This window comes from Actinoplanes sp. 13 (assembly GCF_056134165.1).
The window spans coordinates 535717-561498 of sequence record NZ_JBVYOQ010000001.1 but is presented as its reverse complement, the minus strand read 5'-3'; the positions used below and the strand labels follow the sequence as shown (position 1 = coordinate 561498).

The following is a 25782-nucleotide window of genomic DNA, read 5'->3' as shown; positions in this document are numbered from 1 at the left end:
GCCGTGCGGATCGAGCAGGCGGACTTCACCTCACCGTTGGTGCAGGCACTGGTCGCGGAAAACCTGGCGGACCTGTCCGAGCGGTACGGCGGGACGGGCGACGACACCCCGATCGGGGAGTCCGACTTCACCCCGCCGAACGGGGCGTTCCTCGTCGCGGTGCTCGACGAGGACCTGGTGGCCAGCGCCGGGTGGCGGCGGCACGGCGAGGACGCCGAGCTCAAGCGGATGTACACGACGCCGCGGGCCCGGGGACGCGGCCTGGCCCGCCAGATGCTGGCGGCGATCGAATCGTCGGCGCGGGACGCCGGTTGCAAGCGGGTCATCCTGGAGACGGGGGACAAGCAGCCGGAGGCGATCGCTCTGTACGAGTCGGCGGGGTACTCGCGGATCGAGGACTTCGGGTTCTATGCGGGGCACGAGTCGGTGCTCTCCTACGCAAAGGTCCTCTAGCCCCGTGGCGTGTCCCGCCCTGCCCATGGAGGGCACACGCGTCGGCAAGCGGGCGGCCGGAACGACAACCAGCCGCCGAGCGGGTGCTCGGCGGCTGGTCGGTGACGCTTGAGGTCAGGCGCGGGTGACCTTGCCGGCCTTGATGCACGAGGTGCAGACCTTGAGCTTCTTGGTGGTCCCGCCACCGGCCGGGGTGCGCACCGACTGGATGTTCGGGTTCCAGCGGCGGTTGGTCCGCCGGTGCGAGTGGGACACGTTGTGGCCGAAGCCCGGTCCCTTGCCACAGACGTCGCACACGCTAGCCACGGGATACTCCTGGGTTTGAAACGAGAACTGGAGGCGCCCAGGGGAAGGCTCCGCCCAGGCAACCCGGCAAGGTTACCCGACGCCCCGGCCCGACAGCTAATCGCCCCCGGTCAGGGTGCGTACCCAGCGATTGTCGGGGGTCGTTAGTACGATTTTCGCGTGCTGGAGACCCTGGACGCCGCCGCGGTTCGCCGCTGGTGCGGTGGTGGGCTGGAAGCGCTCCGGGCACATCAGCGTGAGATCGACGCCCTGAATGTGTACCCGGTGCCCGACGGCGACACCGGCACCAACCTCGTGCTGACCATGACCGCCGCCCACGAGGCACTTGACGCCGCCAGCGCGCAGGCGGGCAAGGCGGTGGGACCGCTGATGCGGATGATGGCCCGCGGGGCGCTGCTCGGCGCCCGTGGCAACTCGGGCGTCATCGTCTCGCAGATCCTGCGGGGCATGGCCGACGCGTTCGCCTCCGCGGTCCCGGTGCGCGGCGGGGAGCTGGCCCGCGCGCTGCGCACCGCGACCGACGCGGCCTATGCGGCGGTGGCCCGCCCGGTGGAGGGCACCGTCCTCTCGGTCGTCGCGGCGGCCGCCGATGCCGCCGGCCGGATCAGGTCCGACAGTCTGGTCACCGTCGCCCGTGCCGCCGCCCGTGCCGCCGCCGAGGCCCTGGACCGCACCCCGCAGCAGCTTCCGGTGCTGGCCCGGGCGGGTGTCGTCGACGCCGGCGGCCGCGGCCTCTGTGTGCTGCTCGACGCCCTGGTCGAGGTGGTGTCCGAGGAGACCGCGGCGGACGGCGACGCCGGCCTCAGCGACGGCGGCGGCCAGGCGGCGCGACGCCGGCCTTCCGGCTTCCCTTCTGGTACGGGCGAGGCGCACCACCTTCACGACGGCGACGACGACCCCTGTTCCGGCCATGGATTCGAGATCCAGTTCCTCCTCGACGCCACCGCGGAGACCGTCGGCGAGCTGCGCGCCACCCTGGACGCTCTCGGCGACTCCCTGGTCGTCGTCGGCACCGGTGAGGGCGATCCCCCCACCTGGAACGTGCACGTGCACGTCACCGACATCGGCCCCGCGATCGAGGCCGGAATCGCCGCCGGTACGCCGTACCGGATAAGGGTCACCCCGCTGGAGGGGAAACGGCCCGGCGCCGATGTCCGGGCCGCCGTGGTCGTCGCCGCGGGCGACGGCCTGACGGCGCTCTTCGAAGCCGAGGGCGCGACGGTCGTGGACCGCAATCCGTCCACCGCCGAGCTGCTCGCCGCGATCTGGGCCACCGGCGCCGACTGCGTGGTGCTGCTGCCCAACGACGCCAACACGCATGCCGTCGCCTCGTCGGCGGCGCGTGAGGCGGCCGCGGCCGGTGTCCACGTCAGCGTGGTGCCCACCCGCTCCCCGGTGCAGGCACTGGCCGCGCTGGCGGTGCGGGACACCCAGCGACCGTTCGCCGACGACGTGATCGCGATGGCCGAGGCGGCCGGCGCCTGCCGGTACGGCGAGGTGTGCACCGCCCGGCGCGACGCCCTCACGGTGGCCGGCCCGTGCCGGTCGGGCGACCTGCTCGGGCTCGTCGACGGCGAGGTGCACGTGATCGGCACCGACCTGACCGAGGTGAGCCGCCGACTGCTGGACCGGATGCTGGGCGGTGGCGGCGAGCTGGTCACCCTGGTGCTCGGCGCGGACGCGTCGCCCGAGCTGGAAGCCGATCTGCGCGGCCACGTGCACCGCACCTGGCCGTTCATCGAGTTGCAGTGCTACGCCGGCGGTCAGCCGCGGTACCACCTTCTGGCAGGAGTCGAATGACCACGACCGACACTCCGCTCACCAAGGTGTTCGGTGCGAAGACCGCGAAGGCTCTGGAGGACCACCTCGACCTGCACACGGCCGGAGATCTGATCTATCACTTCCCCCGGCGGTACGACCAGCGCGGCGAGCACACCGACCTGCGCAGCCTGAAGGTGGACGAGCAGGTCACCGTGCTGGCCCAGGTGCAGACGATGAACGTGAAGCCGATGCGGGCGCGCCGCGGCAACATGCTCGAGGTGACCATCGGTGACGGCTCCGGGGCGACTCTGACCTGCACCTTCTTCAACCAGGCGTGGCGTGAGCGGGAGCTGCGCAAGGGCGTGTGGGGCCTGTTCGCCGGCAAGGTCACCGACTTCCGGGGCAAGCGCCAGCTGAACAGCCCCGCCTATCAGCTGCTCACCGCCGGCACCACACAGGACGACGCGGCCGCCGAGATCGAGGAGTTCGCCGGCGCGCTGATCCCGGTCTACCCGGCCGCGGCCGCCGTGCCGACGTGGACGATCGCGAAATGCGTGCGCACGCTGCTGGACACCTTCCAGCCGCCGGACGACCCGATGCCGGCCGGTATCCGGGCGAAACGGAACCTGGTCGGCATCGGGACGGCGCTGCGGGAGATCCACCGCCCAAGCTCCGAGGATGCGCTCTACCGGGCCAAGCATCGGCTGAAATGGGACGAGGCCTTCGCCGTCCAGGTGACGCTCGTGCAACGCCGGGCCCGTGCGGCCGCGGCGCCCGGCACTGCCCGGCCTCGCGCGCAGGCCGGGCTGCTGGCGAAATTCGACGCCGCTCTTCCCTACGAGCTGACCGAGGGTCAGCGGGACGTGGGCGAGGAGATCGCCGCCGACCTGGCCCGGCCGCACCCGATGCACCGGCTGCTGCAGGGCGAGGTCGGCTCCGGCAAGACTCTGGTCTCGGTGCGCGCGATGCTCCAGGTGGTCGACGCCGGCGGGCAGGCCGCCCTGCTCGCGCCGACCGAGGTGCTCGCCACCCAGCACTTCCGCGGGATCAGCGCCCAGCTCGGCGCGCTGGGCCGGGCCGGCGAGCTGGACGGCGACCCGGAGGGCACGCAGCTCACCCTGGTCACCGGCTCGCTCGGCGCGGCGGCCCGGCGTGCGGCGCTGGCCAAGGTGGCCGACGGGACAGCCGGCATCGTCGTCGGCACCCACGCTCTGCTCTACGAAGGTGTCGAGTTCAAGGACCTGGGCCTGGTCGTGGTGGACGAGCAGCACCGGTTCGGCGTGGAGCAGCGGGACGCGCTGCGCGCCAAGGCGGCCCGGCCCCCGCACGTGCTGGTGATGACCGCGACGCCGATCCCGCGGACGGTCGCGATGACCGTCTACGGCGACCTGGAGACGTCCGTGCTGTCCCAGCTGCCGCGCGGGCGTTCGCCGATCGCCTCGCACGTGGTCCCGGCCCTGGAGAAACCGGCCTACCTGGACCGTGCCTGGAAACGGATCCGGGAAGAGGTGCGGGCCGGCCACCAGGCGTACGTCGTGTGCCCCCGGATCGGCGACGGGCCGGAGGACGAGGACACCCCGCCGCCGGACAACGAGCCGGCCCGGCGCCCGCCGCTGGCCGTCACCGAGGTGCTGCCGCTGCTGGAGAACGAATACCTGACCGGCCTGCGCATCGGCATGCTGCACGGCAAGCTGCCGCCGGACGAGAAGGACGCGGTGATGCGCAAGTTCGCCGCCGGCGACCTGGACGTGCTGGTCGCCACCACGGTGATCGAGGTCGGCGTGGACGTGCCCAACTCGACGGTCATGCTGATCCTCGACGCCGACCGGTTCGGCGTCTCCCAGCTGCACCAGCTGCGCGGCCGGGTCGGCCGGGGCTCGGCCCCCGGCATCTGCCTGCTGCACACCGAGTCGGTGGAGGGCTCGGCGGCCCGGGAACGCCTCGAAGCGGTCGCGTCCACCACCGACGGCTTCAAACTCTCCGAGATCGACCTGGAGCAGCGCCGGGAAGGTGATGTGCTGGGCGCCTCCCAGTCCGGCAAGCACTCGCACCTGCGGCTGCTCTCCCTGCTCCGGGACGAGAAGCTGATCAAGGAGGCCCGGGCGGAGGCGTCCGAGCTGATCGGCGACGATCCCGATCTGACCGGTCACCCGGCGCTGGCCGCCTCGGTGGCCGCGCTGGTCGACGAAGAGCGCGCAGAATATTTGGAGAAGGGTTGATCGTGCATCTCTGCCCACGCGACGTGTGGGCTTCGGTGACTGAATCCTACGAGGGCGACACCCTGGGCACGGAGGGCTTCATCCACTGCTCGCCGCCCGACTGGGTGCACGTGCCCGCGACGCTCCGGTTCCGGGGCCGCACCGATCTGGTCCTGCTGGAGATCGACGAGTCGCTGGTCGACGTGCCCGTGGTCTGGGAAGACGGAGTGCCCCCGTCGCCGGACGGACGGCAGTTCCCGCACATCTACGGTCCGTTGCCGGTGTCAGCGGTCGTGGCTGTGCACGACTTCCCGCCGCTGGCGGACGGGACGTTCGCGCCGTGGAGCCCACCGGCCGGCTGACCGCCGCGCCGTCGCCGGCCGGTTGAGCGCCGCATGCGAGAGGGCGCGCCGACCGTTTCCGATCGACGCGCCCTCTCCGTGCAGCGCTGTGCGGCTATCAGGCCTTGAAGTTCACCTTGCGGCGACGGGCCATGAAGAACAGGCCGGCACCGACGATGAGCAGCAGGGCCGCACCACCGGCGACAGATCCGGCGGCGGCACCGGTCAGAGCCAGCTCATCGTCACCCTCGTCGGTCGAGGTGGGGGTGGGGGTGGCCGGCGTCTCCGAGGGGACGGGCTCCTCGGTTGCCGGCGGAGTCGCGGACGGCGTCTCGGACGGCGTCTCGGACGGCGTGCCGGTCGGGGTCGACGTGCTCGGCGACGGGCTGGGCGACTCGCAGTCCTTCGGCTTCGCCCAGGTGATTGTGCCGTTCGCAGCCGTCACGTCACCGGTCACGGTGACGGTCAGGCCCTCCTGGCCGGCGAACGTGACCTTCTCGCTGCCACCCGCGGGGACGGTGACGGTCTTCGCCTCGCCCTTGCTCGGCGTGAAGGTGGCGGTCACCGACTTGGCGCCCTCAGGGTTCTTGACGGTGAAGCTCAGGCCGTCACAGGTGTGCTCGACCATGGCCTCCGGCTGGGCGCAGCCTTCCGGCGCGGTCCACTTGCCGGTCCACGTCGCCATGCCGTCGGCAGTGACCGTGATGTTGCCGGCCGAGGCGGCCGGGACGACGACCGCGTCGTCGTCGAGCTTGCGCGCCGGGACGGCGACCGACTTGGTGAAGCCGTTCTCGCCGGTGACGACGAACGTCGTCGCCTTGTTGCCGAGGCGGTTGTTCAGCGCCAGGGTGACCTCACCGTTGCAGGAGGACTGCGCGGTGACCTCGGGCTTGGCCGCGCAGACGCCACCGTTGTCGCCGTTGTGCCAGGCGTGCTTCGGGTTGCCGCGCAGCGGCCTGGAGCGTGAGCCCTGGCCGTTGTCGCTGCCGACCTTGCGGTCGCCGTACAGCTCGCCGTCGCCCTTGTGGTCGAGCGGCAGAACCTTGCTGCCGAAGACGAAGTCGATCTGCATGAAGCAGGTCGGCACCGCGACCTTGAACTCCAGCTTGGTGAACGTGCCGGCCGGGAACGTCTGCACGTCCTGGGCGAGCAGGTACTGCGGGAAGGTGGCCGACGCCGTGGTGGTGGCGTAGGAGACCAGCGCGAAGTCCTGCGGCGCGCAGAGGGTCTTGCCGTGGTTGCGGCGCTTGTCCAGCTGGATCGAGGCGGTGCCCGCCTTGGCGTTGAACTCGTGCAGCCAGCGGGCCTGGTCGGGGGCGACGCACTCGCCGTGACCACCACCGTGGCCGCCGCCGGGGGTGCCGTGGTTGCCGGTCGCGGCGGCCGGGCCGGCCAGCGCCGTCAGGCCGAGCAGCGCCCCGGCCAGAACGGCCAGGATGCGAGGGGTTTTCTTCATCTGTACTCCGGGTGAGGGGAAAGGGCGGGGGCGCGCCGACCTGTCGTCGACGCGCCCCCGGTTGTTGCTGTAGTTATGCGGTGCTGACGCCTATCAGGCGGTGAACTTCACCTTGCGGCGGCGGGCCATGAAGAACAGGCCGGCACCCACGACGAGGAGCGCGCCCGCGCCACCGGCGATGCCACCGGCAGCGGCACCGGTGACCGGCAGGCCGCCACCGTTGCCACCCTCACAGTCGTCCGGCTGGGTGTAGGGGATGGTCTCGGTGAACGACTCGGTCTTGCCGTCGATCACAGCGGAGATCGTCCACTTGACGGTGAAGCCCTCGGTCGCGCTGAAGGTCTCGGACTTCTTCTCGCCCGGCTTGACGGTGGTCTCGCGGGTCTCGCCCTTGCTGGTCTCGAACTTCATCGTGAACTCGATGCCGTCGGCGGGGTTGTCCGCGCCCAGGGTCATCGTGTCGCAGGTGACCTCGACGATCGGCTCGGGCTCACCCGGCAGCTCGGGGACCGGGTTCGCCGGGGTGGACGGCGACGGCGAGGCCGAGGTCGACGGGGAGCTGGGCGACGGCGACGGGCTGCTCGGAGCCGAGCTGCTCGGCGGCGTCGACGGGGCCTTGCAGTCGGCCGGGGCGGTGGCCTCGGCGGTGACGGCGTCCTTCTCCTTGGCGGTGTTGCTCCACTCGGCCTTGACGGTCAGCGAGACCTTCGTGAGGCCACCGGTCACCGTCTGCTCGGCGATGTGCTCGGTGTTGCTCGCGTAGGGAAAGGCGCCGGGCTTGTCGAACGGCTGGGTGCCGGCCGGGGTGCCGTCCTGCTGGACGAGCTTGAACGAGGTGTCGCGGTCGCCGACGCCGTTCAGCGTCCAGACGGCCTTCCAGGTGCCGGTCGAGGCGTCGACGCACTCGCCCTTGCCCTTCAACAGGCTGTGGTGAGCGTTCGCGGGCGACGCGAACGCCGCCAGGCTGGCCAGACCGAGCACTGAGCCGGCCACGATCGCTCCGGTCCGCCGCAGCGGGGACTTGAACAGCTTCACGCCTACTCCTGTAAAGAAGAAACCGAGGGGCGTGAGAAGGCATGGCAGAGCGTCGCTGTTGGACGGTAGCGAGGCCCGCGACGACGCCTCCCCACGTCGTCGTCGGAACGACCGAGACCGTTCCGACGGGACCTGACCCTAGCCAGTTCTCAAGGTCAAAGAAATGTCTCAGGCAGTGATAAGAGTCTTGTTATCGATCTGAGATCTTGGGTGCACCGAACGCAACGGTTGCGTTCCGCGCAGTGCCCTCCACGAGGGATTTGTTCACTCGACAGTGGCCGTCCGGGTCTGGTGAAGTAGCGTCGGCTGTGATGACGAGGATTATCGCGGGCGCGCACGGAGGCCGGCGGCTGGCCGCTCCGGCCGGCCCGAACACCCGGCCCACATCGGATCGCGTACGTGAGGCTTTCTTCAGTTCATTGGAGACGATGACCGAACTGTCCGATGCGCGGTTTGCCGACCTTTATGCCGGGTCCGGCGCGGTTGGTCTGGAAGCGCTGTCCCGTGGGGCGGCGCACGCGCTGCTTGTCGAGTCGGACGCGAAGGCCGCGCGAATCATCCGTGACAACGTCGTCGCGCTGCGTGTCGGCCCGGCTGCTCGGCTGGTCACCGGCAAGGTGCTGTCCACCCTCGCCGGTCCACCCGACGGCGGCCCGTACGACGTGGTCTTCGCCGACCCGCCGTACGCGCTCGGCGCCGACGAGATCGACACCGTGCAGGAGCAGCTGGTGGCCAACGGCTGGCTGTCGCCGGACGCCGTCGTGGTGTTCGAGCGGGCCACCCGGTCCGGGCCGCTGAGCTGGGTGGACGGACTTGTCGGGGAACGTACCCGGCGTTACGGCGAGACCACTATTTGGTACGGTCGCCGATCATGAGACGAGCGGTGTGTCCTGGATCCTTCGACCCGGTCACCAACGGGCACCTCGACATCATCGGGCGGGCCAGCCGGCTCTTCGATGAAGTGATCATCGGAGTGCTCATCAACCAGTCGAAGGTCGGGCTGTTCACCATCGAGGAGCGGCTCGAGATGCTGGGCGAGGCGACCGCCCAGTACGAGAACGTGCGCGTCGCCGCGTTCCACGGCCTGCTGGTCGACTTCTGCCGGGACCAGGGCGCCGCGGTGGTGGTCAAGGGCCTGCGCGCGGTCAGCGACTTCGACTACGAGTTGCAGATGGCGCAGATGAACATCGGGTTGTCCGGTGTGGAGACGCTGTTCATGCCGACCAACCCGCTCTATTCGTTTCTCTCCTCGAGCCTGGTCAAGGACGTGGTCAAGTGGGGTGGCGACGCCTCGTCGTACCTGCCGGACCCGGTCCTCGAGCGCCTGATCAGCCGCCTGAAGCAGAAGTAGCCGTCTCCGGCGCGCCGGAAACGGGCGCGACGGTGACGCAGTAACGTGATCGCACCACGCTGTGGAGCGACGACTGCGTGGAACTAGCGCTGCGTGGAGCGAGACGACGGGAGTGAGACGGCGGTGGATCCACTCGACGGCATCGACGAGATCATCGACATGGTGCACGACGCCCGTTCCGTGCCGATGTCCCGGACGAACGTGATGATCGATCGCGAGCACATGATCGAGAAGCTCGAGGAGTTCCGCGCGTCGCTGCCGTCCGAGCTCCGGAAGGCCGCCGCCGTGCTCGAGGAGCGGGACCGGATCATCGAGGCCGGCCGCCGCGAGGCCGACCGGATCATCAGTGAGGGTGAGACGGAGCACGCCCGCCTGGTGTCGGTCAACGAGATCACCGTCTCCGCCGAGCACGAGGGCGCCCGGATCATCGCCGAGGCGCGCACCGAGGCGCAGCGGCTGCGCGAGGAGGTCGACGACTACGTCGACACCGCCTTGGCGAACTTCGAGCAATTCCTGACCCGCGCGCTCGCCTCGATAGAGCGCGGCCGCGACAAGATGCACGCGCTGCGCGAGATCGGAACCTTCCAGGGGGAGGACGCCGAGCGCCCGCTGCCGTTCTGAGGCAGCCCGATTCGACGATGTCCGGCAAGCTCAGGTAATGTTTTCCGTCGGCCTACCAATGGCTGAGAGTTCACTATGCCAAAGTCACCGCAGAGTCACCTGGATCCCAGGCAGCCGCTGGTCGTCGACACGACGAAGCTTCCCCGGCAGCCTGGTGCGACGCGTGCCCTGAAGCGGGTGGTTCCGGCGCCGGCGGACTTCGGCCTGGAGCTGATCTCGGTTCCCGAGGGCTCCGACGTCGAGCTCGATCTGAGCCTCACGTCGGTCTCCGAGGGCGTCTACGTCAGCGGCGCCGTCCGCGGCTCGCTCAGCGGCGAGTGCGGCCGATGCCTGAACGAGATCAACAGGTCGTTCGAGGTCTCGATCGCGGAGCTGTTCGCCTACGAGGACAGCACCACCGAGGAGACGACGGACGAGGACGAGGTCGGCCGGATGCACGGCGACCTGCTCGACCTGGAACCGGCGGTCCGGGACGCGGTGGTGCTGACGCTGCCGACCAACCCGCTCTGCCGGCCGGACTGCCCAGGGCTGTGCCCCGAGTGCGGGGTGCACTTCGACGACCTTCCGGTTGATCACAACCACGACGACGTCGATCCCCGCTGGGCCGCGCTGCGCAACCTGTCGAACGCCGAGCCGCCCGAGGCGGCTCCGGTGCAAGACCCGCAGAGAACCGCTGAGCCAGCTTCGCCGCAACACCCGCAGAAAACCATCAAGGAGTAGGAACCGTGGCCGTCCCCAAGCGCAAGATGTCGCGCAGCAACACCCGCTCGCGCCGGGCGAACTGGAAGGCGACCGCGGTGATCACCGCGGCGTGCCCCCAGTGCAAGTCGCCGAAGCTGCCGCACGCCGCCTGCTCGGTCTGCGGCACCTACAACGGCCGTCAGGTCCTCGAGGTCTGACGTCGCCGCGTGACGCGCCCCATCATCGGGCGGGTCGCACCTGAGTCGTGGCGAACCACCGGCGTCCCGGCTCCCGGACAGCGTTCTGTCGGGGAGCCGGGCGTCGCGCGGATCGCCGTCGACCTCCTCGGCGGGGACCATGCCCCCGACGTCGTGGTTGACGGCGCTCTGCACGCCTGCCAGGCCGATCCGTCCCTGCATCTGACTCTCGTCGGCCCGGCCTCCGCCGCCGACGCGGTTCTCGCTGCCCTGCCACCGGCGGAGCGGCACCGGATCACCAAGATCGCCGCCGTCGGGGCCAGGCCCGGCACGAAAGCCGACCCCAGGACCGGCGCCGTCCGCAGCGCGGCACACGCCGTGGCCCAGGGCCGCGCCGACGCCCTGGTCTCGGCCGGCGACACCGCCGCCACCGTCCTGGCCGCCGCCCGTGAGCTGGGCCGCTGGGCCGGCGTGCGGCGGCCCCCGCTGGCCGCCGTGCTGCCCACGGTGCGGGGCCGGCTGGTCCTGCTGGACGTCGGCTCGACCGTGGACCCCGACGCACAGACGCTCGCCGCGCACGCCCGCCTGGGCGCCGCGTACGCCGTCGTCGCCCACGGCATCGCCACGCCCCGCGTCGGCCTGCTCACCATCGGCACCGAGCCCGGCAAGGGCGACCGCCTGCGCCGTGCCGTGCCACCCCTGCTCACCGCCCTGCCGCTGCCCGCCGGCGCCCGCTACGCCGGCCTGGTGGAGGGCGGTGATGTCGTCACCGGCACCGTCGCCGACGTCGTCGTCACCGACGGCTTCACCGGCAACGTGCTGCTCAAGGGGCTGGAGACCGGCTACGCCCTGACCGGCCCGCCCGCTCCGGACACCGAACCGCCACCCCGGGCCGCGCTGCTGCTCGGGGTCGGTGGCACGGTCGTGGTCTGCCACGGCGCCGCGACCGCCTTGGATCTCGCCGCGGGCATCGCCTTCGCGGCCGACCTGCATCGCCGCGCCTCGGTCGCGGCCATCGCCGATCTGCTCAGGTACAGCGAGGTATCGCATGATTGACAAGCGTCGACGTCCGTCCACTCTGCCGCTCGAGGAGGCGTTCGGGATCCCGTTCAAGCCGGAGTTGCTGGAACGGGCCCTGACCCACCGCTCGTACGCGTACGAGAACGGCGGCCTGCCCACCAACGAGCGCCTGGAGTTCCTCGGCGACTCGGTGCTCGGGGTGGTGATCACGTCGGCGCTCTTCCACAACCATCCCGACCTGCCCGAGGGGCAGCTCGCGAAGCTGCGGGCCAGCGTGGTCAACATGCACGCGCTCGCCGACGTGGCGCGCGGCCTGGGTCCCGAGGGCCTCGGCCCGCACCTGCTGCTCGGCAAGGGTGAGGAGACCACCGGTGGCCGCGACAAGGCGAGCATCCTGGCCGACACCCTGGAGGCTCTGCTCGGCGCGATCTATCTGGAGCACGGCCTGGAGGTCGCCGGCGAGGTGATCCACCGGCTGTTCGACCCGCTGATGGCCGAGTCGGCCGGCCGTGGTGCGGCGCTGGACTGGAAGACCAGCCTCCAGGAGCTGACCGCCGCGCTGGGCCTGGGCGTGCCGGATTACGAGATCGAGGACTCCGGGCCGGACCACGCGAAGACCTTCACCGCCTGGGTGGTGGTGGCCGGTGAGCGCTACGGCGGCTCGGAGGGGCGCAGCAAGAAGCAGGCCGAGCAGCGGGCCGCCGCCGCGGCGTGGCGCACCCTCACCGAGCGGGCCGAGACGTCGGCGCCGAACGTGACATGATCCCGGCTGTGAAGGCGGAGCCCGAGGCCCAGGAGACGACGACACCACGGCTCTGGGACGCCGCCGGCGGTGGTGGCGGCGTTCTGGTCGCGATCGGCATCCTCGCGCTCACCCGGGTCGGCCAGCTCCTCATGATCGCCTGGCTCGGCGGTGCCACCGCCGAGCCCCGCCCCGTCTGGGATCGCCTGCTCGTCTGGGACGCCGGCTGGTTCCTGCGGGTCGCCGTCGACGGCTATCCGTCCGGCTACACCTACGACGCCAACGGCGTGCTGCAGGGCAACGAGCTGGCCTTCTTCCCGGTCTATCCGATGCTGATCCGGGCCGGCGACCTGCTGGGCATCGCGCCGAGCACGGCCGCGATCCTGGTCTCCTGGATCGCCTCGATCGGCGCCGCCATCGGCCTGCACCTGCTCGGCACCAGCCTCTACGGACGGCGGGCCGGCTGGGCCCTGGTCGCGATCTGCTGTTCCGCGCCCGCCTCGGTCGTGCTCTCGATGGCGTACTCGGAAAGCATCTATCTCGCCCTGGTGGCCGGCATGCTGGTCGCCGCGCACCGCAGGGTCTGGTGGGCGGCCGGCCTGCTCGGCCTGCTCACCGCGCTGTCCCGGCCGACCGGGGCGGCCGCCGCGCTGGCCCTGGCGGTGGCCGCGCTGATGGCCGTCCGGGAGAGCCGCAAGCAGATGTGGCGCCCTCTCACCGCGGCCGCCGTCGCCCTCGCCGGCGTGCCCCTGTACCTCGGCTGGGTGGCCTGGCGGGTCGGCGAGCCCACCGCCTGGTTCAAGATCCAAACTGCCGGCTGGGGCACCTCGTTCGACTTCGGGGCGAGCACCCGGGACTTCCTCGTCACCACGCTGCGCACCGGGGACGGCTGGGTCCCGATCAGCGTTGCGCTGATCCTGCTCGCCGCGCTGGCCGCGGCCGGTGTCGCGCTGGCCCGAAAACCGTGGCTGCCGCTGGCCGTCTACGGCGTGGTCGCCATGATCCTCGTCTACGGGCAGGCCGGTTTCTACCACTCCAAGCCACGGCTCCTCCTGCCCGTACTGTTGACGCTGCTGCCGGCCGTCGTGGCCGCCGCCCGCGCCCGCCCCAGGGTCGCGGTCCTGTCGATCGCCGCCTGGGCCGCCTTCGGCCTCTGGTACGGCGCGTACCTCATCACCGTCTGGCCGTTCACGCTGTAAAGGACCCCCGTGCCTGAACTTCCCGAGGTCGAGACCGTCCGTCAGGGCCTGGCCAAGTGGGTGGCCGGCCGCACCATCGCCACCGCCGAGGTGCTGCACCCCCGCGCCATCCGCCGCCACCTGCCCGGCGACGGCCATTTCGCGTCCGTGCTGGCCGGCCGCACCGTCCTGGACATCGCGCGGCGCGGCAAGTACCTCTGGCTGCCCCTGGACTCCGGCGACGCGATCATCGGCCACCTCGGGATGAGCGGCCAGCTGCTCATGCAGCCCGCCGAGGCCCCCGACGAGAAGCACCTGCGGATCCGTTTCACCTTCACCGACGGCGGCCCCCAGCTGCGCTTCGTCGACCAGCGCACGTTCGGCGGCCTCGCTGTCTCGGAGGGCGGCGCCGAGCTGCCCGACGAGATCTCCCATATCGCTCGCGACCCGATGGACCCGCTCTTCGACGACGAGGCCTTCGTCGCCCGCCTGCGTGGCCGGCACACCGAGGTCAAACGCGCCCTGCTCGACCAGACGCTGATCTCCGGCGTGGGCAACATCTACGCCGACGAGGCCCTTTGGCGGACGAGACTGCACGGCGCCCGCCCCACCGACCAGCTCACCCGCCCCGCCGCAAAACGCCTGCTCGGCCACGTCCGCGACGTCCTGGCCGAAGCCATCGTCGCCGGCGGCACCAGCTTCGACGAGCTCTACGTCAACGTCAACGGCGAGAGCGGCTACTTCGACCGCTCCCTCAACGCCTACGGCCGCGAGGGCGAACCCTGCTCCCGCTGCGGCGCCCCGATCCGCCGCGAGCAGTTCATGAACCGCTCCAGCTTCAGCTGCCCCCGCTGCCAGCCGCGCCCCCGCATCCCCCGCTGACCCCCGAGCTTCCGCTCACCCTCACTGCCACGCCTTCTTCGGACCAGGATTTGGTACGGCCATCGGGCCCCGCCGATTCCACGGGGCACCGCCGGGTCGAGGCGGCCCGGCTGCCACGCAAGCCTTTGCCGCCACCGCCGGGCGGAGCTGCCACCAGACCACCGAAGTCCCGCCCCTGCCCACTCAACGCGCGCTCCGCACCGAAAGTCGTCACGCAGTGGGGTGCCGTTGCTGGTGTGCCGACTTCGGGTGCGCTCCGCACCGAAAGTCGTCACGCAGCTGGGTGCCGTTGGGTGTGTGGTGATTTGGGGCGCGGAGCGCGCCTCGAATCACCACACAGGCAGGGGTGAGGGGGACGGCGCGCATCAGCCCGGCGGTCGCTTGGACGGCCGGGACGACGCGGCCAGGTCGCGGGGTAGCCACGGGACCTGGCCTCACGCGTACGACAAAAGGTTTGTCAATCGGCTCGGTGGGCGCCGGCCGAGCTCAGTGCCGGAGTGGCGTCCGTGGCCAGCCCGAAGCCCGCCCCGCGCCGGCCCATCAAGCGGCGGGCAGCCGTGAGCAGCGACGTCGGGACCCCGTGCACGATGTGGCCGTCGCCCGGACGGCAGCCGTCGCCGTCCCAGCTCTGGTAGGCCTCCCACGGCCCTTCGAAGGTGCAGATCCGGACGCCGAGGTCGCGGTAGAGCGGATGCGTCGGCACGCCCGGGTTGAGGACGACCCGGTGCAGGCCGCGGCGTGCGGCGAGCCGGACGGTGAGGGCGACCGGGCCGACGCCGCCGGAGCCGGCCGGGGCGCGGTCGAGGAAGAGGCCCTCGACGCCGTCGGCGCGCCAGGCGTCCACGTCGGCGAGGACGTCGGCGAGGGAGCGGCTGCCCCAGTCGAGGTCGATGCGGCCGAGGGACTGGTGCAGCGTGCGGCGGTCGCCGGGCTGCTCCCGGATGATCCAGGTGTCGGCGTCGAGCTCCAGCTCGGGGGTGGGGTGGGCGTACGGGGGGAACAGGGTCTTCACGGCGTCCTCCGGAGGTCGGCGGCGGTCAGGGCGACGATGAGCAGGCCGGCGATGTGCGTGGCCGCAAGGACGGCGACGGCGGCGGGCAGCGGCCCGGCGGGTGACGGAAAGAGGGCGAGCACGGCGGCGCCGAACGGCGGGAGGGCGGCCAGCGCGGCGGCGGTCCCGGCCTGGAAGCGGGCGGCGAGCAGGAAGGTCACCGCGAAGACCCCGCCGAGCAGGGTTCCGACGGCGATGGCCAGCACCGCCTCGCGGGCGCCCGGCATGACGGCCAGCCCGTGCGGCAGCCGGTACGCGGCGACCGCGAGCCCGGCGCCGGCGGCCAGCGGCGGCAGCATCCCGGCCAGGGTGATCGCGGTGACGTTGCGGATGTGCCGGTCCAGTTCCTCGGGCGTCTCGGCGGAGTCGAGGCCGGCGTCCAGGCGGTCGGTGTGCCAGCCGATCAGCGTTTCCAGCAGCGGGACGGCGAGGAGCAGCGGCAGCGCGGCGGGCAGCGGCGTGACGGCCGGCGCGGTGCGCCAGAGCAGCGCCACGCAGATCGCCTGGGACGCGCCGATCACCAGGTAGGCGGTGCCGCGGCGGCGTTCGGCGGCGGTCAGCCGGGGTGTGCGGGTGGTGCGGTAGGAGATCACGGCGGGCCGGAAGGCGCGCACCGCGACGGCCACGATGGCGGCCGGCAGGAGGGTCTCGACCGGCAGGACGGTGTCGGTGCCGGTGAGGGATGCCGCGGCGAGCAGCCAGCAGGGCACGTACCAGGCCGCGACGGCGCCCTCCGAGCGCGTGACCAGGGCGGCGGTGACCGAGCCGAAGGTGAGCAGCCCGCCGATGCCGATCGTCGCGGCGAGCGCGCGGTCCGGGCCGAGCAGGGCGTCCGGCGCGATCCAGGCGAGCGCGCACCAGAGCCCGGTCACGGTCGCGAAGCCGGCGCCGACCAGCCGGGCCGCCGCGGCCGGCCCGCCGCGCCGGGCGACGGTCACCCCGACACAGGTCAGGGCCTGCGCGGCGGACCAGCCCAGCAGCAGCATCACGGTGGGCACCGGCCAGGCGACGCGGCCGAGCGGCCCGGCGGCGGCCACCGCCACGCTGAGCGGCCCGAGATAGAGGACACACCTGACCAGCGCGAGTACGAGGCAGGCCCGGCGGATCGGCGCGCGCCGGCTGCCTCGCTTCTTGCGGTACGCGGAGTCCGGTTCCGCCGCCACGGCGGCGATCGGGGTTGCCACCGGCTCGGGCGCGACCGGTGCCGGCTCGTGCGTCACTGCCGGCAGCGGCCACTGGAGGACGGGCGCCGGGAGGGCCACGTCCTCAAGGGAGTGCCGGCCCGCCCGGGTGTTGCGGCGGCGCGGCCGGGCCGGGTCGTCGCGGACCGGTGACTGGTTCGGCGCGGCGTGCCGGGGCTCGTCGCCGGCGTGCCGGCGGCGGTTGCGGTTGCGCGCGGTCCGGGTCGTCCCCGGGGTACCGGTGATCGTCATGAGGTCTCCCGAATCAGCCAGCGCACGGTGGCCGGCATCGTGGTGCGGGGTGCCGGGACGGTGAGTGCCAGGGGGAAGGCCGGCGCCGGCGGCGGTGCTGCCAGGTCGGTGTAGAGGGCCCCGTAGACGCGGACCACCCGGTCGACGGTGAAGTGGTTCAGCGCCCGCTGCCGGGCCGCGTCGCCGAGCGCCCGGCGGCGGTTCGGCGCCCGCAGCAGGTCGGCGATGGCGATGGCCAGCTCGGACGGGTCGTTCGGCGGCACCAGGACGCCGGTGTCGCCGAGCGTCTCACCGGCCGGCCCGACGTCCACGCCGACCACCGCGCGGCCCGACATCATCGCCTCCACCAGCCGGTACGGCGGATCGGCCGGCCCCGGCACGTGTGCCACGACCTGTCCGACGGTGTAGCGGTCCCGGGGGTCGGCGGGCAGCGGGTGCAGGCGGATCGCCCGCCCCAGCCCGGTCCGCTCGATCTGCTCGGCGCAGTGGTCCTCGTGCGCCGCGGTGACGCCGACCAGGTGCAGCACGGTGCCCGGCACCGCGGCCGCGACCTCGGTGAACGCCTCCAGCACCAGGGCCAGTCCGCTGTCCGGCCCGCCGCTGCCGGCCCACACCACGGCCGGCGCCGGGCTGAGTTCGACGGCGTTCGGGTATTCCCGCGGGTCCACCCCGGCCGGCACCTGGACCAGGCGGGTCGGCCGCGCGCCGTGTTCCAGCGCCCAGCCGTGGTGATAGGTGCTCAGCGGCGCGATCAGCTCCGCCTCCGCGTAGCCGGTACGTGCCACGCAGGTGCGGAAGCGGCGCAACACCGTGCGGACGCCCGCCGACAGCCGGTCCTCGGCCGGCCGCTGCCGCGCCACCGCGGCGCGCGCCTCGGTGAGCAGCAGCGGCGTGCCGGTGCGCCAGCGGCCGGACAGGGCGGCCAGCAGCGGCGTGGTGCCGCCCACGCAGTGCACCAGCTCCACCTCGGGCAGCGGTACGGCCAGCGCCCGCATCGCGTGCCGCAGCAGGGTCGCCGCGGTGCGCGCGTCCCGGACGCTGAGTTTCGGCAGTGGCGGCCGGTCCGGGCCGGTCTCCTGCTGCCGGTGCCGCCACGCCTCGCCGAGCGCGTCGGTGAGCGGCAACCCGGTCAGCGGGCCGGTGTCGCCGTGGCTGTCCGGCCCGGGCATGCAGAACCCGGCGATCCGCCGCAGCCCGGCCGCGAACTCGTCGGCGGCCGGGGCCTCGTCGCCGAGCAGGCCACGGCAGAGCAGCGCGACCGCCTCGGCGGCGCCGTCCGGGGTGGCGGGCCGCCGCCGCAGCGCACGTGCCGGGTCGCGGCCGAGCGCGACGGCACGTGCGGAGCCGACATTGAACGGTAGCGGGTACGCCGGTGCGGACGGCAGTTCACGGTCCGTGACGGTCAGCAGCTCGAAGCGGAAGCGGCGCAGGCCCTCGACCAGGGTCCGGCACCATCCGCCGAGCGCGTCCCGCCGATACGGGTACCCGCCGCCGGTCAGCAGGCAGATGCGCTCACGCGACGGGGTCGGATTCACGCTGGAGGCAACGACACAAGCCGGGAAAGTTACCGGAGCATGTCGGCTAGGCGACACATTTCCGTACCATTTGCATGGATTTGTCGCCCATATTTGCCCGTTTTTGTCCTAAAGGGGGTAGCTGTTCACGGAGGTTTGCCGGCAGCTCGTATCGACGCCCGTTCACGATCTTTGCCCTGCTCGCCGCAGATAGATCGACAAAGTCGGCGAAGGTGGATAAGAGCTGATGAAAACCGCTGGTGGCGTGATTCACTGACGTTGAGCGCGGAACCAGTGGGAGCCCGGCTTGACGGAGCGTGGGTATCGGCGGACTATGGAGTTGTCGCCAGTCGCGCCCACCCATGCCCCAAGTTCCACTCAGGGTGTGGGGGCCCCGCAGTTTGAAGAACCTAGTCGGCTCACGTCGGCCAGATTCTTACGCTTTCGCGTGCCCGTGAGCGTGTGGGGTGCCTGATGCACTGGGCGCACGTTCGGTCGGCCGTTCCCGGCAACGATCACGCTGTACAGGCAACAATCACACAGACGCAGCGCGTCACAAGGAGTCACGATGGCGAAGGCCCTCTACGGCCACGTAGGTGCGGCGCCCGACCGGCGCCTCCTCGACGAGGTCACCCGACTGCGTTCCAGGGTGCAAGCTCTGGAGTTCGAGGTCACCCGCCTCCGGGCGGAGAACGATCGTCTCGCCGCGGCAGCGGCGGAGGCAGACGATTTCGCACGGCTCACCGAGCCCGCACTGACCTGAGCTCCGGCAGAGCGCCGGCGGGTACCGCGGGGGCATCCGGCGTTCTATCCCCTCGCACACCAGGACGCACAAAAGAAGACGCAGTAAAGAAAAAGCGCGCCTCCACAGATGTGGCGGCGCGCAGCTTTTTGCCCCTTCCCCGGTCGTGACGTCCCGCCGGGCGCGGCGTGTCCCTGCCCTGCCGAGCACCTGCGGGTAGCCTGCCACCAGCAGAACAGACCACGCCGACCCTCGGAGTTCCGTGCACCTCAAGAGCCTGACGGTGAAGGGCTTCAAGTCCTTCGCCTCCGCTACCACGTTGCGGCTGGAGCCGGGCATCACCTGTGTCGTGGGCCCGAACGGATCCGGCAAGTCCAACGTCGTCGACGCCATCGCCTGGGTTCTCGGCGAGCAGGGCGCCAAAGCGCTCCGCGGCGGCAAGATGGAGGACGTCATCTTCGCCGGCACAGCCGGCCGGGCGCCGCTGGGCCGCGCCGAGGTGACCCTCACCATCGACAACAACGACGGTGCCCTGCCGATCGACTACACCGAGGTGTCGATCACCCGCCGGATGTTCCGCGACGGCGCCAGCGAGTACGAGATCAACGGGAACTCCTGCCGGCTGCTCGACATCCAGGAGCTGCTCAGCGACTCCGGCATCGGCCGGGAGATGCACATCATCGTCGGCCAGGGCCGGCTCGACGCCATGCTGCACGCCAAGCCCGAGGACCGTCGCTCGTTCATCGAGGAGGCGGCCGGCGTCCTCAAGCACCGCAAGCGCAAAGAGAAGGCGATCCGCAAGCTCGACGCGATGCAGGTGAACCTGAACCGGCTCGGCGACCTCACCACCGAGCTGCGCCGCCAGCTCAAGCCGCTGGGCAAGCAGGCCGAGGTGGCCCGGCGCGCGGCCGGCATCCAGGCCGACCTGCGTGACGCCCGGCTCCGGCTGCTCGCCGACGACCTGCACACGCTGCGCACCACGCTGGACAAGGAGATCGCCGACGAGTCGGCGATGCGCGAGCGCCGCCAGCAGGTCGAGGAGGAGAACCGGGAGGTCAGCCGCTGGCTCGCCGAGCTGGAGGCGGCGCACGCCGAGGACGCGCCACTGCTGCAGGCCGCCCAGGACACGTGGTACAGGCTCTCCACCCTCCAGGAGCGGTTCCGCTCCACCGAGCAGCTCGCCACCGAGCGCCTGCGGCATCTGGCCGCCACGCCGGACGAGGAACGGCCGGGCCGTGACCCGGAGATGCTCGAGGCCGAGGCCGAGCGGGTCCGCGAGCAGGAGGAGGAGCTGCGCGAGGCGCTCACCGAGGACCAGATGCGGCTGGCCGAGGCGGTCGAGTACCGGCAGGACCTGGAACGCCAGCTGGCCGCGGCGGAGGGTGAGCTGCGGACGGCGGCGAAGGCGATCGCGGACCGCCGGGAAGGGCTGGCCAAGCTCACCGGCAACGTGAACGCGGCGCGGGCGCGGACCGGCAGCGCGGACGAGGAGATCGAACGGCTGGCGGCGGCGCACACCGACGCGCTGATGCGGGCCGAGGCGGCGCAGTCCGAGGTGGACCTGGTCGCCGCGGAGTCGTCCGAGGCCGACCGGGACAACGCCGACCTGGACGCCCGGCACGACGAGGCGGTCGCCGCCCACGACCGGGCTGCCGCCGTGGTGCGCGAGCTGTCCGACGCCGAGCGGTCCGCGGAGAAGGATGCCGCTGGCTGGAAGGCCCGCGAGGAGGCACTCGCCCTCGGTCTCAAGCGCAAGGACGGCGCGGGCGCGCTGCTGGCCCGGGCCGGTCAGGTGCCCGGCCTGCTGGGCAGCCTGGCCTCGTTGCTGACGGTCCGTCCGGGCCACGAGGTGGCGCTGGCCGCGGCGCTGGGCGGGCTCGCCGACTCGGTGGCGCTCACCGGCGTCGACGAGGCCATCGAGGCCATGCGCACGCTCAAGATCGCCGACGCCGGCCGGGCCGATCTCGTGGTCGCCGGCGCGGCCGGGCCCGGCATGCGGGGCTCGCTGGAGACTCTGCGCCCGGCCCTGCCGGACGGCGCCGTGTGGGCGCCCGAGGTGGTCGACTGCCCGGAGCAGATCCGCCCGGCGCTCAACCGCGTGCTGCGCGACGTGGCGCTGGTCCCGGACCTCGCCGCGGCCGCCGCCCTGGTCGCCGGGAACGCCGAGCTGCGCGCGGTGACGCCCGAGGGCGACGTGGTCGGGGCGTACACGGCGGCCGGCGGCTCGGCGAAGGCCACCAGCTACATCGAGGTGCAGGCCGCGGTCGACGAGGCCAAGGCGAAACGGGCCGCCGTCGAGCAGACCATCGGCGAGCTCAAGGAACAGCTCGGCGAGGCGCGGGCCCGGGTGGCCGAGCTCAAGCAGGTGGTGACCGTGGCCGCCCAGGCCAAGCGGGCCGCCGAGGGTGAGCGCAACGCCGCCGCCCGCCGGCTCGCCGAGCTGGGCGCCGCGGCCCGGTCCGCGAAGGCGGAGAGCGAGCGCCTCGGCGCCTCCCGGCAGAAGGCCGAGGCCGCCCGGGAGACCGACCTGATGCGCCTGGCCGAGCTGCAGGAACGGCTGCGGCTGGCCGAGGCCACCCCGATCGACGAGGAACCCTCCACCGAGGAGCGCGACAGGCTCGCCGCCCTGGTGCCGCAGGCGCGGCAGAACGAGATGGAGGTGCGGCTCGCGGTGCGGACCGCCGAGGAGCGGGTCTCCTCCATCTCAGGCCGCGCCGACTCGCTGCTGCGCCAGGCCAACGCCGAACGGCAGGCCCGGGAACGCGCCGCGGCCCGGCGGGCGGCCCGGGCCCGCGGCGCCGAGATCGCGCGCGCGGTCGCGCTGGGCGCCGGCGCCGCCCTGCAGCGCGTCGCGGTCTCGCTCGCCGGGGCGGCCGACGCCCGTGATCAGCTCGCGCAGGCGCGGACCAGCCGGGAGGCGGAGCTTCAGGAGGTACGCGCCGGCGCGAAACGCCTCGGCGCCGAGCTGGAGCGGCTGACCAACGAGGTGCACCGCGACGAGATGGCCCGCGCCGAGCAGCGGATGCGCATCGAGCAGCTGGAGGCCAAGGCCGCCGAAGACTTCTCGCTCGACGTCGAGACGCTGCTCAACGAGTACGGCCCGGAGCAGCCGGTGCCGCCGTCCCAGGCCGAGGTGGCGCAGGCCGAGAAGGACGGCAAGCCGGTCCCCGGCCCGGCCCCGTTCCACCGGCCCACCCAGGAGAAGCGGGCCAACAAGGCGGAGCGCGACCTGACCCTGCTCGGCAAGGTCAACCCGCTGGCGCTGGAGGAGTTCGCCGCGCTGGAGGAGCGCTACAAGTTCCTCAGCGACCAGCTCGAGGACCTGAAGGCCACCCGGCGGGACCTGCTCACCGTGGTCAAGGACGTCGACGACCGGATCCTCGAGGTCTTCACGTCCGCCTTCGAGGACACCGCACGCGAGTTCCAGACCGTGTTCCAGGTGCTCTTCCCGGGCGGTGAGGGCCGGCTCGTGCTGACCGACCCGGAGGACATGCTCACCACCGGCGTCGAGGTGGAGGCCCGCCCGCCGGGCAAGAAGATCAAGCGGCTGTCGCTGCTCTCCGGCGGTGAGCGGTCGCTGACTGCGGTGGCCATGCTCTGCGCGATCTTCCGGGCCCGCCCGTCGCCCTTCTACATCATGGACGAGGTGGAGGCGGCCCTCGACGACGTCAACCTCGGCCGGTTGATTACCCTTTTCCGGCAGTTGCGGGAGAAGAGCCAGCTGCTCATCATCACGCACCAGAAGCGCACCATGGAGGTCGCTGACGCCCTGTACGGCGTCACCATGCGCGCCGGCGTCACCCAGGTGATCAGCCAGCGGCTGAACCGCGAACCGGAGGACTAGGAACACATGCGCGATCGCGCCCAGGCCCTGCTCATCGACTTCGACGGCGTGCTGCGCCGCTGGGACCCGGCCCCGATGATCGCCGCCGAGGTGAAGTACGGGCTCAAACCGGCCTCCTTCCTGGAGACCGCGATGTCGTGGGACATCTACCGGCCCGCGATGGCCGGCGAGATCACCGACGCCGAGTGGATGCGGCTGGTCGCCGACCGGCTGCCGCTCGACGCCGAGGTGGCGGCCGCCGCGGTCGCCGAGTGGCAGGAGTACCGGGGCGAGGTCGACCCGGACGTGCTGGCCTTCATCCGCGAGGTCCGCGCCGCGGGCCGGCCGGTCGGGCTGGCCACCAACGCGACCGACCGGCTGCACAGCGACCTGGAGGCCCTTGGGCTCACCGGCGAGCTGGACCTGGTGATCAACTCCTGGGAGCTGAAGGTCCACAAGCCGGCGCCCGAGTTCTTCCAGCAGGCCTGCCTGGCGGTCGGCCGGGTGCCGAAGCACGTGCTCTTCATCGACGACGACGACCGGGCGGTCCGCGGCGCGCGGGCGGCGAACCTCTCCGCGTACCGGTGGTCCGGCACCCAGCACGTGCCCTACCTGCGGAAGGCCCTCGACCTGCCGGAGTGAGCCGGCGGATCAGTCCCCGGTCACGCCGTCGATGCGCTCGCGGAGCAGGTCGGCGTGACCGTTGTGCCGGGCGTACTCCTCGATCATGTGCAGGTAGACCCAGCGCAGGCTGATCACGCCGGTGCGGCCCTGGAACTCGTGCTCCAGCGGCAGGGCCGCCACCGCCGCGTCGGCCAGCTCCAGCTCCGCGGTGAAAGCGGCGAGGTCGGCCTCGGCGTCGGCGGTCGCCACGCCGTCGAAGTCGGCGTCCATGTTCTCCGGCGTGCAGTGGACGAACGGCAGATCCAGCTCGCCGGCCGCCCGCTTGCGGAACCAGGCGCGCTCCACATCGGTCAGGTGCCGGACCAGGCCGAGCAGCGTGAGGTTCGAGGGCTCCACGCCGGCCGTCCGCAGCTGCTCGGCGGTGAGCCCGGCGCATTTGAGCAGCAGGGTCCGGCGGTGCCAGTCCAGCCAGCCCTGCAGCATGGTGCGCTCGTCACCGGTCAGGGGTTCGGAGGTGCGCTGCACCTCGGGTGCGGTCCAGGTAGTCATCGCCCCACATACTGCCTTGCCCGGACGGGCTGGTATTCCACCACGGCCACGTCGAACAGCTCGCCGTCCTTGGTGGTGCCCTCGATCGTGGCGGCCGCGGTCGAGCCCTCCAGTCGCAGGGTTGCCACCGCGTTGCCGAAGTACGGCCCGGCCAGCCGCTTCCAGCGCAGCGCCGGCTTGCGGACGCCGGCCGACCGGGACAGGCCGCGGGCCAGCCGGGCGAAGACGCGCGACCAGCTGAACCGCATGAGCGGCCGCATCGGCGCCGGCACCTGGTTGTGGATCGGCGAGCAGGTGAGCTGCATCACCGGGGTGGCCATGGCGTGCCCGAAGTCGGCCCGGGCCACGTACGAGTGATGCACATCCCCGGACAGGACGCTGATCGAGGCGGGCGCTGCGTATGCCCCGCCCGCGCCGACCCGGTGCCCGGGAGCCTCCGGCCCGCCCTCGCCGAGTCGCCGGAACAGCTCACCGAGCGCCTCGAACGACTTGCCGAAGGCGGCCCAGTGCTCCAGGTCCACCGCGCGCCGCAGGGCCTCCCCGAACGCCGCCGTCGCCGGCCGGGACGACTCGGTGATCCGCTCGTTCCACGCCTCCACGTGGTGGATGGCGGGCGGCATCAGCCAGGGCAGTGAGGAGCCGATCACCAGGTGGTCGTAGTCGCCGTGGGCCTGGTCGATCAGCCAGTTCCACTCCTCGGCGGGCAGCATGGCCCGCGCGCCGGGGGTGAGCACCCGGTTGCACCGGTTGTCGAGCACCACCAGCCGGGTGCGGCCCAGGTCGAGGGCGAAGCTCCACTGATAGGGCGTGTCGGTGTTCTCCGCCGACTCCGGCTCGTCCACCCGTCGCCCGAACTCGCGCAGCAGTTCCGTGGCGTCCTCCGCGACGCTGACCTTCTGGAACAGCGGGTCGGCGGCGAGCTCGTCCGGGCTCAGGTTGCCGATGTGCTGATAGATCCAGTACGACGCGAGGCCGCCGGAGATCCGCTCCCGCCACCAGGACTGCTTCGACATGTCGGCACGCCAGGCGGCCGAGGTGTTCCAGTCGTCGATCAGCTCGTGGTCGTCGAAGATCATCACGCTCGGCACGGTGGAGAACAGCCAGCGGACCTCCGGGTCGCGCCACGACTCCAGGTACAGCTTCGTGTACTCCTCGAAGCCGACCACCTGGGTGTCCGGCCCGTCGTGGCCGTTGCGCCGGCGGTGCCGCAGGAACCGCCGGACCTTCGCCGAGGTCTTGTCCGCGTAGACCTGGTCGCCGAGCAGCACCAGGGTGTCCGGGCGGGCCTGCGGGTCGGCCATCAGGCGCCGGGCGTACGCGTCCAGGGCGTCCGGCGGCAGGCGGCGGCCGGTGGCCTCGGGAGTCGCCTCCCGGCAGGAGCCGAAGGTCAGGCTCACCGGCTGGTCGCTGTCGTCGGTGGCCCGGGTGCGGATCACCGGCGGCGGGTACGGCGACTCCTGCGCCGGCCAGACCTCATGGTCGTCCAGGGTCACCCGGTAGGCGCTGGTCGCGTCCGGAGTCAGCCCGGAGACGACCACGAGCGCGTAGTGGTGGCCGTACGCCGCGAAGGTGGACGCCGAGCCGGCGCCGCCGCCGTCGGCCTCGACCCGCACCCGGGCGGGTCCGCTGGTCTCCATCCACACGGTGGCGCGATCACCGACGACCCGGCGGAGCACCGGGCCGACGAGCAGCTGCGCGGTCACCGGATCGCGCTGAGGGGGTGTGGCATGGGAGAGCCTCCACGGTGTTGTCAGGGGGTGTCCCATACTCCGTCACCTCGGCCTGTAACCGCCAGTGCGTGGCCCTCGCCACGGCCGGATGGCT

Annotated in this window: 24 protein-coding genes; 16 read left to right on the top strand and 8 right to left on the bottom strand. The window is 72.2% G+C overall.

Features of this window, described 5'->3' with window-relative positions:
* Nucleotides 1-3: 3 nt before the first annotated feature.
* The gene (locus AC0NH5_RS02515) at nt 4-453 is read left to right on the top strand and encodes a GNAT family N-acetyltransferase (RefSeq protein WP_474399371.1); all 450 of its coding nucleotides are present in this window, start codon (nt 4-6) and stop codon (nt 451-453) included.
* 114 nt (nt 454-567) lie between these two features.
* Here the strand turns inward: AC0NH5_RS02515 and rpmB are convergent, their stop codons facing one another.
* Nucleotides 568-759, bottom strand: a complete 192-nt coding sequence (rpmB, locus tag AC0NH5_RS02510; protein ID WP_007075181.1) for a 50S ribosomal protein L28 — start codon at nt 757-759, stop codon at nt 568-570.
* A 159-nt stretch (nt 760-918) separates the two neighbouring features.
* Between rpmB and AC0NH5_RS02505 the strand changes: the two genes are divergently transcribed.
* From AC0NH5_RS02505 to AC0NH5_RS02495, 3 genes are read left to right on the top strand one after another with little or no spacing between them, the layout of a single operon-like run.
* Nucleotides 919-2559, top strand: coding sequence for a DAK2 domain-containing protein (locus tag AC0NH5_RS02505; RefSeq protein ID WP_474399369.1), 1641 nt, complete (start codon nt 919-921; stop codon nt 2557-2559).
* Entirely contained in the window at nt 2556-4739 is a 2184-nt protein-coding gene (gene recG, locus AC0NH5_RS02500) for an ATP-dependent DNA helicase RecG (RefSeq protein WP_474399368.1), read from the top strand. Before AC0NH5_RS02505 ends, recG begins: the two co-directional genes overlap by 4 nt.
* A 2-nt stretch (nt 4740-4741) precedes the next feature.
* On the top strand, nt 4742-5080 hold the full coding sequence (locus AC0NH5_RS02495; RefSeq protein WP_474399366.1) for a DUF952 domain-containing protein: 339 nt from the start codon (nt 4742-4744) through the stop codon (nt 5078-5080).
* Between the two features lie 97 nt (nt 5081-5177).
* Here the strand turns inward: AC0NH5_RS02495 and AC0NH5_RS02490 are convergent, their stop codons facing one another.
* Both AC0NH5_RS02490 and AC0NH5_RS02485 read right to left on the bottom strand, forming a co-directional pair.
* Nucleotides 5178-6515, bottom strand: coding sequence for a hypothetical protein (locus AC0NH5_RS02490; RefSeq protein ID WP_474399363.1), 1338 nt, complete (start codon nt 6513-6515; stop codon nt 5178-5180).
* Nucleotides 6516-6608: 93 nt separating this feature from the next.
* Nucleotides 6609-7550: an LPXTG cell wall anchor domain-containing protein gene (locus AC0NH5_RS02485; protein WP_474399361.1), complete on the bottom strand. Its 942-nt coding sequence runs from the start codon at nt 7548-7550 to the stop codon at nt 6609-6611.
* A gap of 311 nt (nt 7551-7861) precedes the next feature.
* Between AC0NH5_RS02485 and rsmD the strand changes: the two genes are divergently transcribed.
* From rsmD to mutM, 9 genes are all read left to right on the top strand, one after another.
* Nucleotides 7862-8425: a 16S rRNA (guanine(966)-N(2))-methyltransferase RsmD gene (gene rsmD, locus AC0NH5_RS02480; protein WP_474399358.1), complete on the top strand. Its 564-nt coding sequence runs from the start codon at nt 7862-7864 to the stop codon at nt 8423-8425.
* On the top strand, nt 8422-8901 hold the full coding sequence (coaD, locus tag AC0NH5_RS02475) for a pantetheine-phosphate adenylyltransferase (RefSeq protein WP_474399356.1): 480 nt from the start codon (nt 8422-8424) through the stop codon (nt 8899-8901). Before rsmD ends, coaD begins: the two co-directional genes overlap by 4 nt.
* 123 nt (nt 8902-9024) lie before the next feature.
* Nucleotides 9025-9522, top strand: a complete 498-nt coding sequence (locus AC0NH5_RS02470) for an ATP synthase subunit B family protein (RefSeq protein WP_474399354.1) — start codon at nt 9025-9027, stop codon at nt 9520-9522.
* Nucleotides 9523-9597: 75 nt separating this feature from the next.
* The gene (locus AC0NH5_RS02465) at nt 9598-10242 is read left to right on the top strand and encodes a YceD family protein (protein ID WP_474399351.1); all 645 of its coding nucleotides are present in this window, start codon (nt 9598-9600) and stop codon (nt 10240-10242) included.
* Between the two features lie 5 nt (nt 10243-10247).
* A complete protein-coding gene (gene rpmF / locus AC0NH5_RS02460; RefSeq protein ID WP_196413810.1) occupies nt 10248-10421 on the top strand; it encodes a 50S ribosomal protein L32 in 174 nt (57 codons plus the stop codon).
* A gap of 111 nt (nt 10422-10532) precedes the next feature.
* Nucleotides 10533-11456 (top strand): phosphate acyltransferase PlsX, encoded by a 924-nt coding sequence (locus AC0NH5_RS02455; protein ID WP_474400330.1) that lies wholly within the window; start codon nt 10533-10535, stop codon nt 11454-11456.
* Nucleotides 11449-12183, top strand: coding sequence for a ribonuclease III (gene rnc, locus AC0NH5_RS02450; protein ID WP_474399349.1), 735 nt, complete (start codon nt 11449-11451; stop codon nt 12181-12183). Before AC0NH5_RS02455 ends, rnc begins: the two co-directional genes overlap by 8 nt.
* Before the next feature lie 8 nt (nt 12184-12191).
* Nucleotides 12192-13361, top strand: coding sequence for a hypothetical protein (locus AC0NH5_RS02445; protein WP_474399347.1), 1170 nt, complete (start codon nt 12192-12194; stop codon nt 13359-13361).
* A 9-nt stretch (nt 13362-13370) separates the two neighbouring features.
* A complete protein-coding gene (gene mutM, locus AC0NH5_RS02440) occupies nt 13371-14222 on the top strand; it encodes a bifunctional DNA-formamidopyrimidine glycosylase/DNA-(apurinic or apyrimidinic site) lyase (RefSeq protein WP_474399344.1) in 852 nt (283 codons plus the stop codon).
* Nucleotides 14223-14679: 457 nt separating this feature from the next.
* Here the strand turns inward: mutM and AC0NH5_RS02435 are convergent, their stop codons facing one another.
* The 3 genes from AC0NH5_RS02435 to AC0NH5_RS02425 are packed head-to-tail and all read right to left on the bottom strand — an operon-like array spanning nt 14680 to nt 18241.
* On the bottom strand, nt 14680-15234 hold the full coding sequence (locus tag AC0NH5_RS02435; RefSeq protein ID WP_474399342.1) for a spherulation-specific family 4 protein: 555 nt from the start codon (nt 15232-15234) through the stop codon (nt 14680-14682).
* Nucleotides 15231-16706 carry a hypothetical protein gene (locus AC0NH5_RS02430; RefSeq protein ID WP_474399340.1) on the bottom strand — a complete coding sequence of 492 codons (1476 nt, stop codon included), beginning with the start codon at nt 16704-16706 and terminating at the stop codon, nt 15231-15233. The genes AC0NH5_RS02435 and AC0NH5_RS02430 overlap by 4 nt, the downstream gene beginning before the upstream one ends.
* Nucleotides 16703-18241 (bottom strand): DUF3492 domain-containing protein, encoded by a 1539-nt coding sequence (locus AC0NH5_RS02425; protein ID WP_474399338.1) that lies wholly within the window; start codon nt 18239-18241, stop codon nt 16703-16705. Before AC0NH5_RS02425 ends, AC0NH5_RS02430 begins: the two co-directional genes overlap by 4 nt.
* Before the next feature lie 547 nt (nt 18242-18788).
* On the opposite strand from AC0NH5_RS02425, the gene AC0NH5_RS02420 reads away from it, so the two are divergent.
* The 3 genes from AC0NH5_RS02420 to AC0NH5_RS02410 all read left to right on the top strand — a co-directional run bounded on the left by AC0NH5_RS02420 (nt 18789) and on the right by AC0NH5_RS02410 (nt 23427).
* The gene (locus AC0NH5_RS02420; RefSeq protein WP_196413816.1) at nt 18789-18983 is read left to right on the top strand and encodes a hypothetical protein; all 195 of its coding nucleotides are present in this window, start codon (nt 18789-18791) and stop codon (nt 18981-18983) included.
* Nucleotides 18984-19224: 241 nt separating this feature from the next.
* Nucleotides 19225-22806, top strand: a complete 3582-nt coding sequence (gene smc, locus AC0NH5_RS02415) for a chromosome segregation protein SMC (protein WP_474399335.1) — start codon at nt 19225-19227, stop codon at nt 22804-22806.
* Between the two features lie 6 nt (nt 22807-22812).
* Complete coding sequence (locus AC0NH5_RS02410; protein WP_474399333.1) at nt 22813-23427, top strand: HAD family hydrolase; 615 nt, start codon at nt 22813-22815, stop codon at nt 23425-23427.
* 9 nt (nt 23428-23436) lie between these two features.
* Here the strand turns inward: AC0NH5_RS02410 and AC0NH5_RS02405 are convergent, their stop codons facing one another.
* A complete protein-coding gene (locus tag AC0NH5_RS02405; RefSeq protein ID WP_474399331.1) occupies nt 23437-23958 on the bottom strand; it encodes a DinB family protein in 522 nt (173 codons plus the stop codon).
* Nucleotides 23955-25661 carry an alkaline phosphatase D family protein gene (locus tag AC0NH5_RS02400; RefSeq protein WP_474399328.1) on the bottom strand — a complete coding sequence of 569 codons (1707 nt, stop codon included), beginning with the start codon at nt 25659-25661 and terminating at the stop codon, nt 23955-23957. Before AC0NH5_RS02400 ends, AC0NH5_RS02405 begins: the two co-directional genes overlap by 4 nt.
* Nucleotides 25662-25782 lie beyond the last annotated feature (121 nt).

Excerpts from the sequence above, each read along its gene's own strand:
- rnc (WP_474399349.1), top strand. The coding sequence starts at position 11,449 with ATGATTGACAAGCGTCGACGTCCGTCCACTCTGCCGCTCGAGGAGGCG.
- AC0NH5_RS02420 (WP_196413816.1), top strand. The coding sequence starts at position 18,789 with ATGGCGAAGGCCCTCTACGGCCACGTAGGTGCGGCGCCCGACCGGCGC.
- AC0NH5_RS02465 (WP_474399351.1), top strand. The coding sequence starts at position 9,598 with ATGCCAAAGTCACCGCAGAGTCACCTGGATCCCAGGCAGCCGCTGGTC.
- recG (WP_474399368.1), top strand. The coding sequence starts at position 2,556 with ATGACCACGACCGACACTCCGCTCACCAAGGTGTTCGGTGCGAAGACC.
- rsmD (WP_474399358.1), top strand. The coding sequence starts at position 7,862 with ATGACGAGGATTATCGCGGGCGCGCACGGAGGCCGGCGGCTGGCCGCT.
- AC0NH5_RS02490 (WP_474399363.1), bottom strand. The coding sequence starts at position 6,515 with ATGAAGAAAACCCCTCGCATCCTGGCCGTTCTGGCCGGGGCGCTGCTC.
- AC0NH5_RS02430 (WP_474399340.1), bottom strand. The coding sequence starts at position 16,706 with ATGACGATCACCGGTACCCCGGGGACGACCCGGACCGCGCGCAACCGC.
- AC0NH5_RS02410 (WP_474399333.1), top strand. The coding sequence starts at position 22,813 with ATGCGCGATCGCGCCCAGGCCCTGCTCATCGACTTCGACGGCGTGCTG.
- AC0NH5_RS02405 (WP_474399331.1), bottom strand. The coding sequence starts at position 23,958 with ATGACTACCTGGACCGCACCCGAGGTGCAGCGCACCTCCGAACCCCTG.
- coaD (WP_474399356.1), top strand. The coding sequence starts at position 8,422 with ATGAGACGAGCGGTGTGTCCTGGATCCTTCGACCCGGTCACCAACGGG.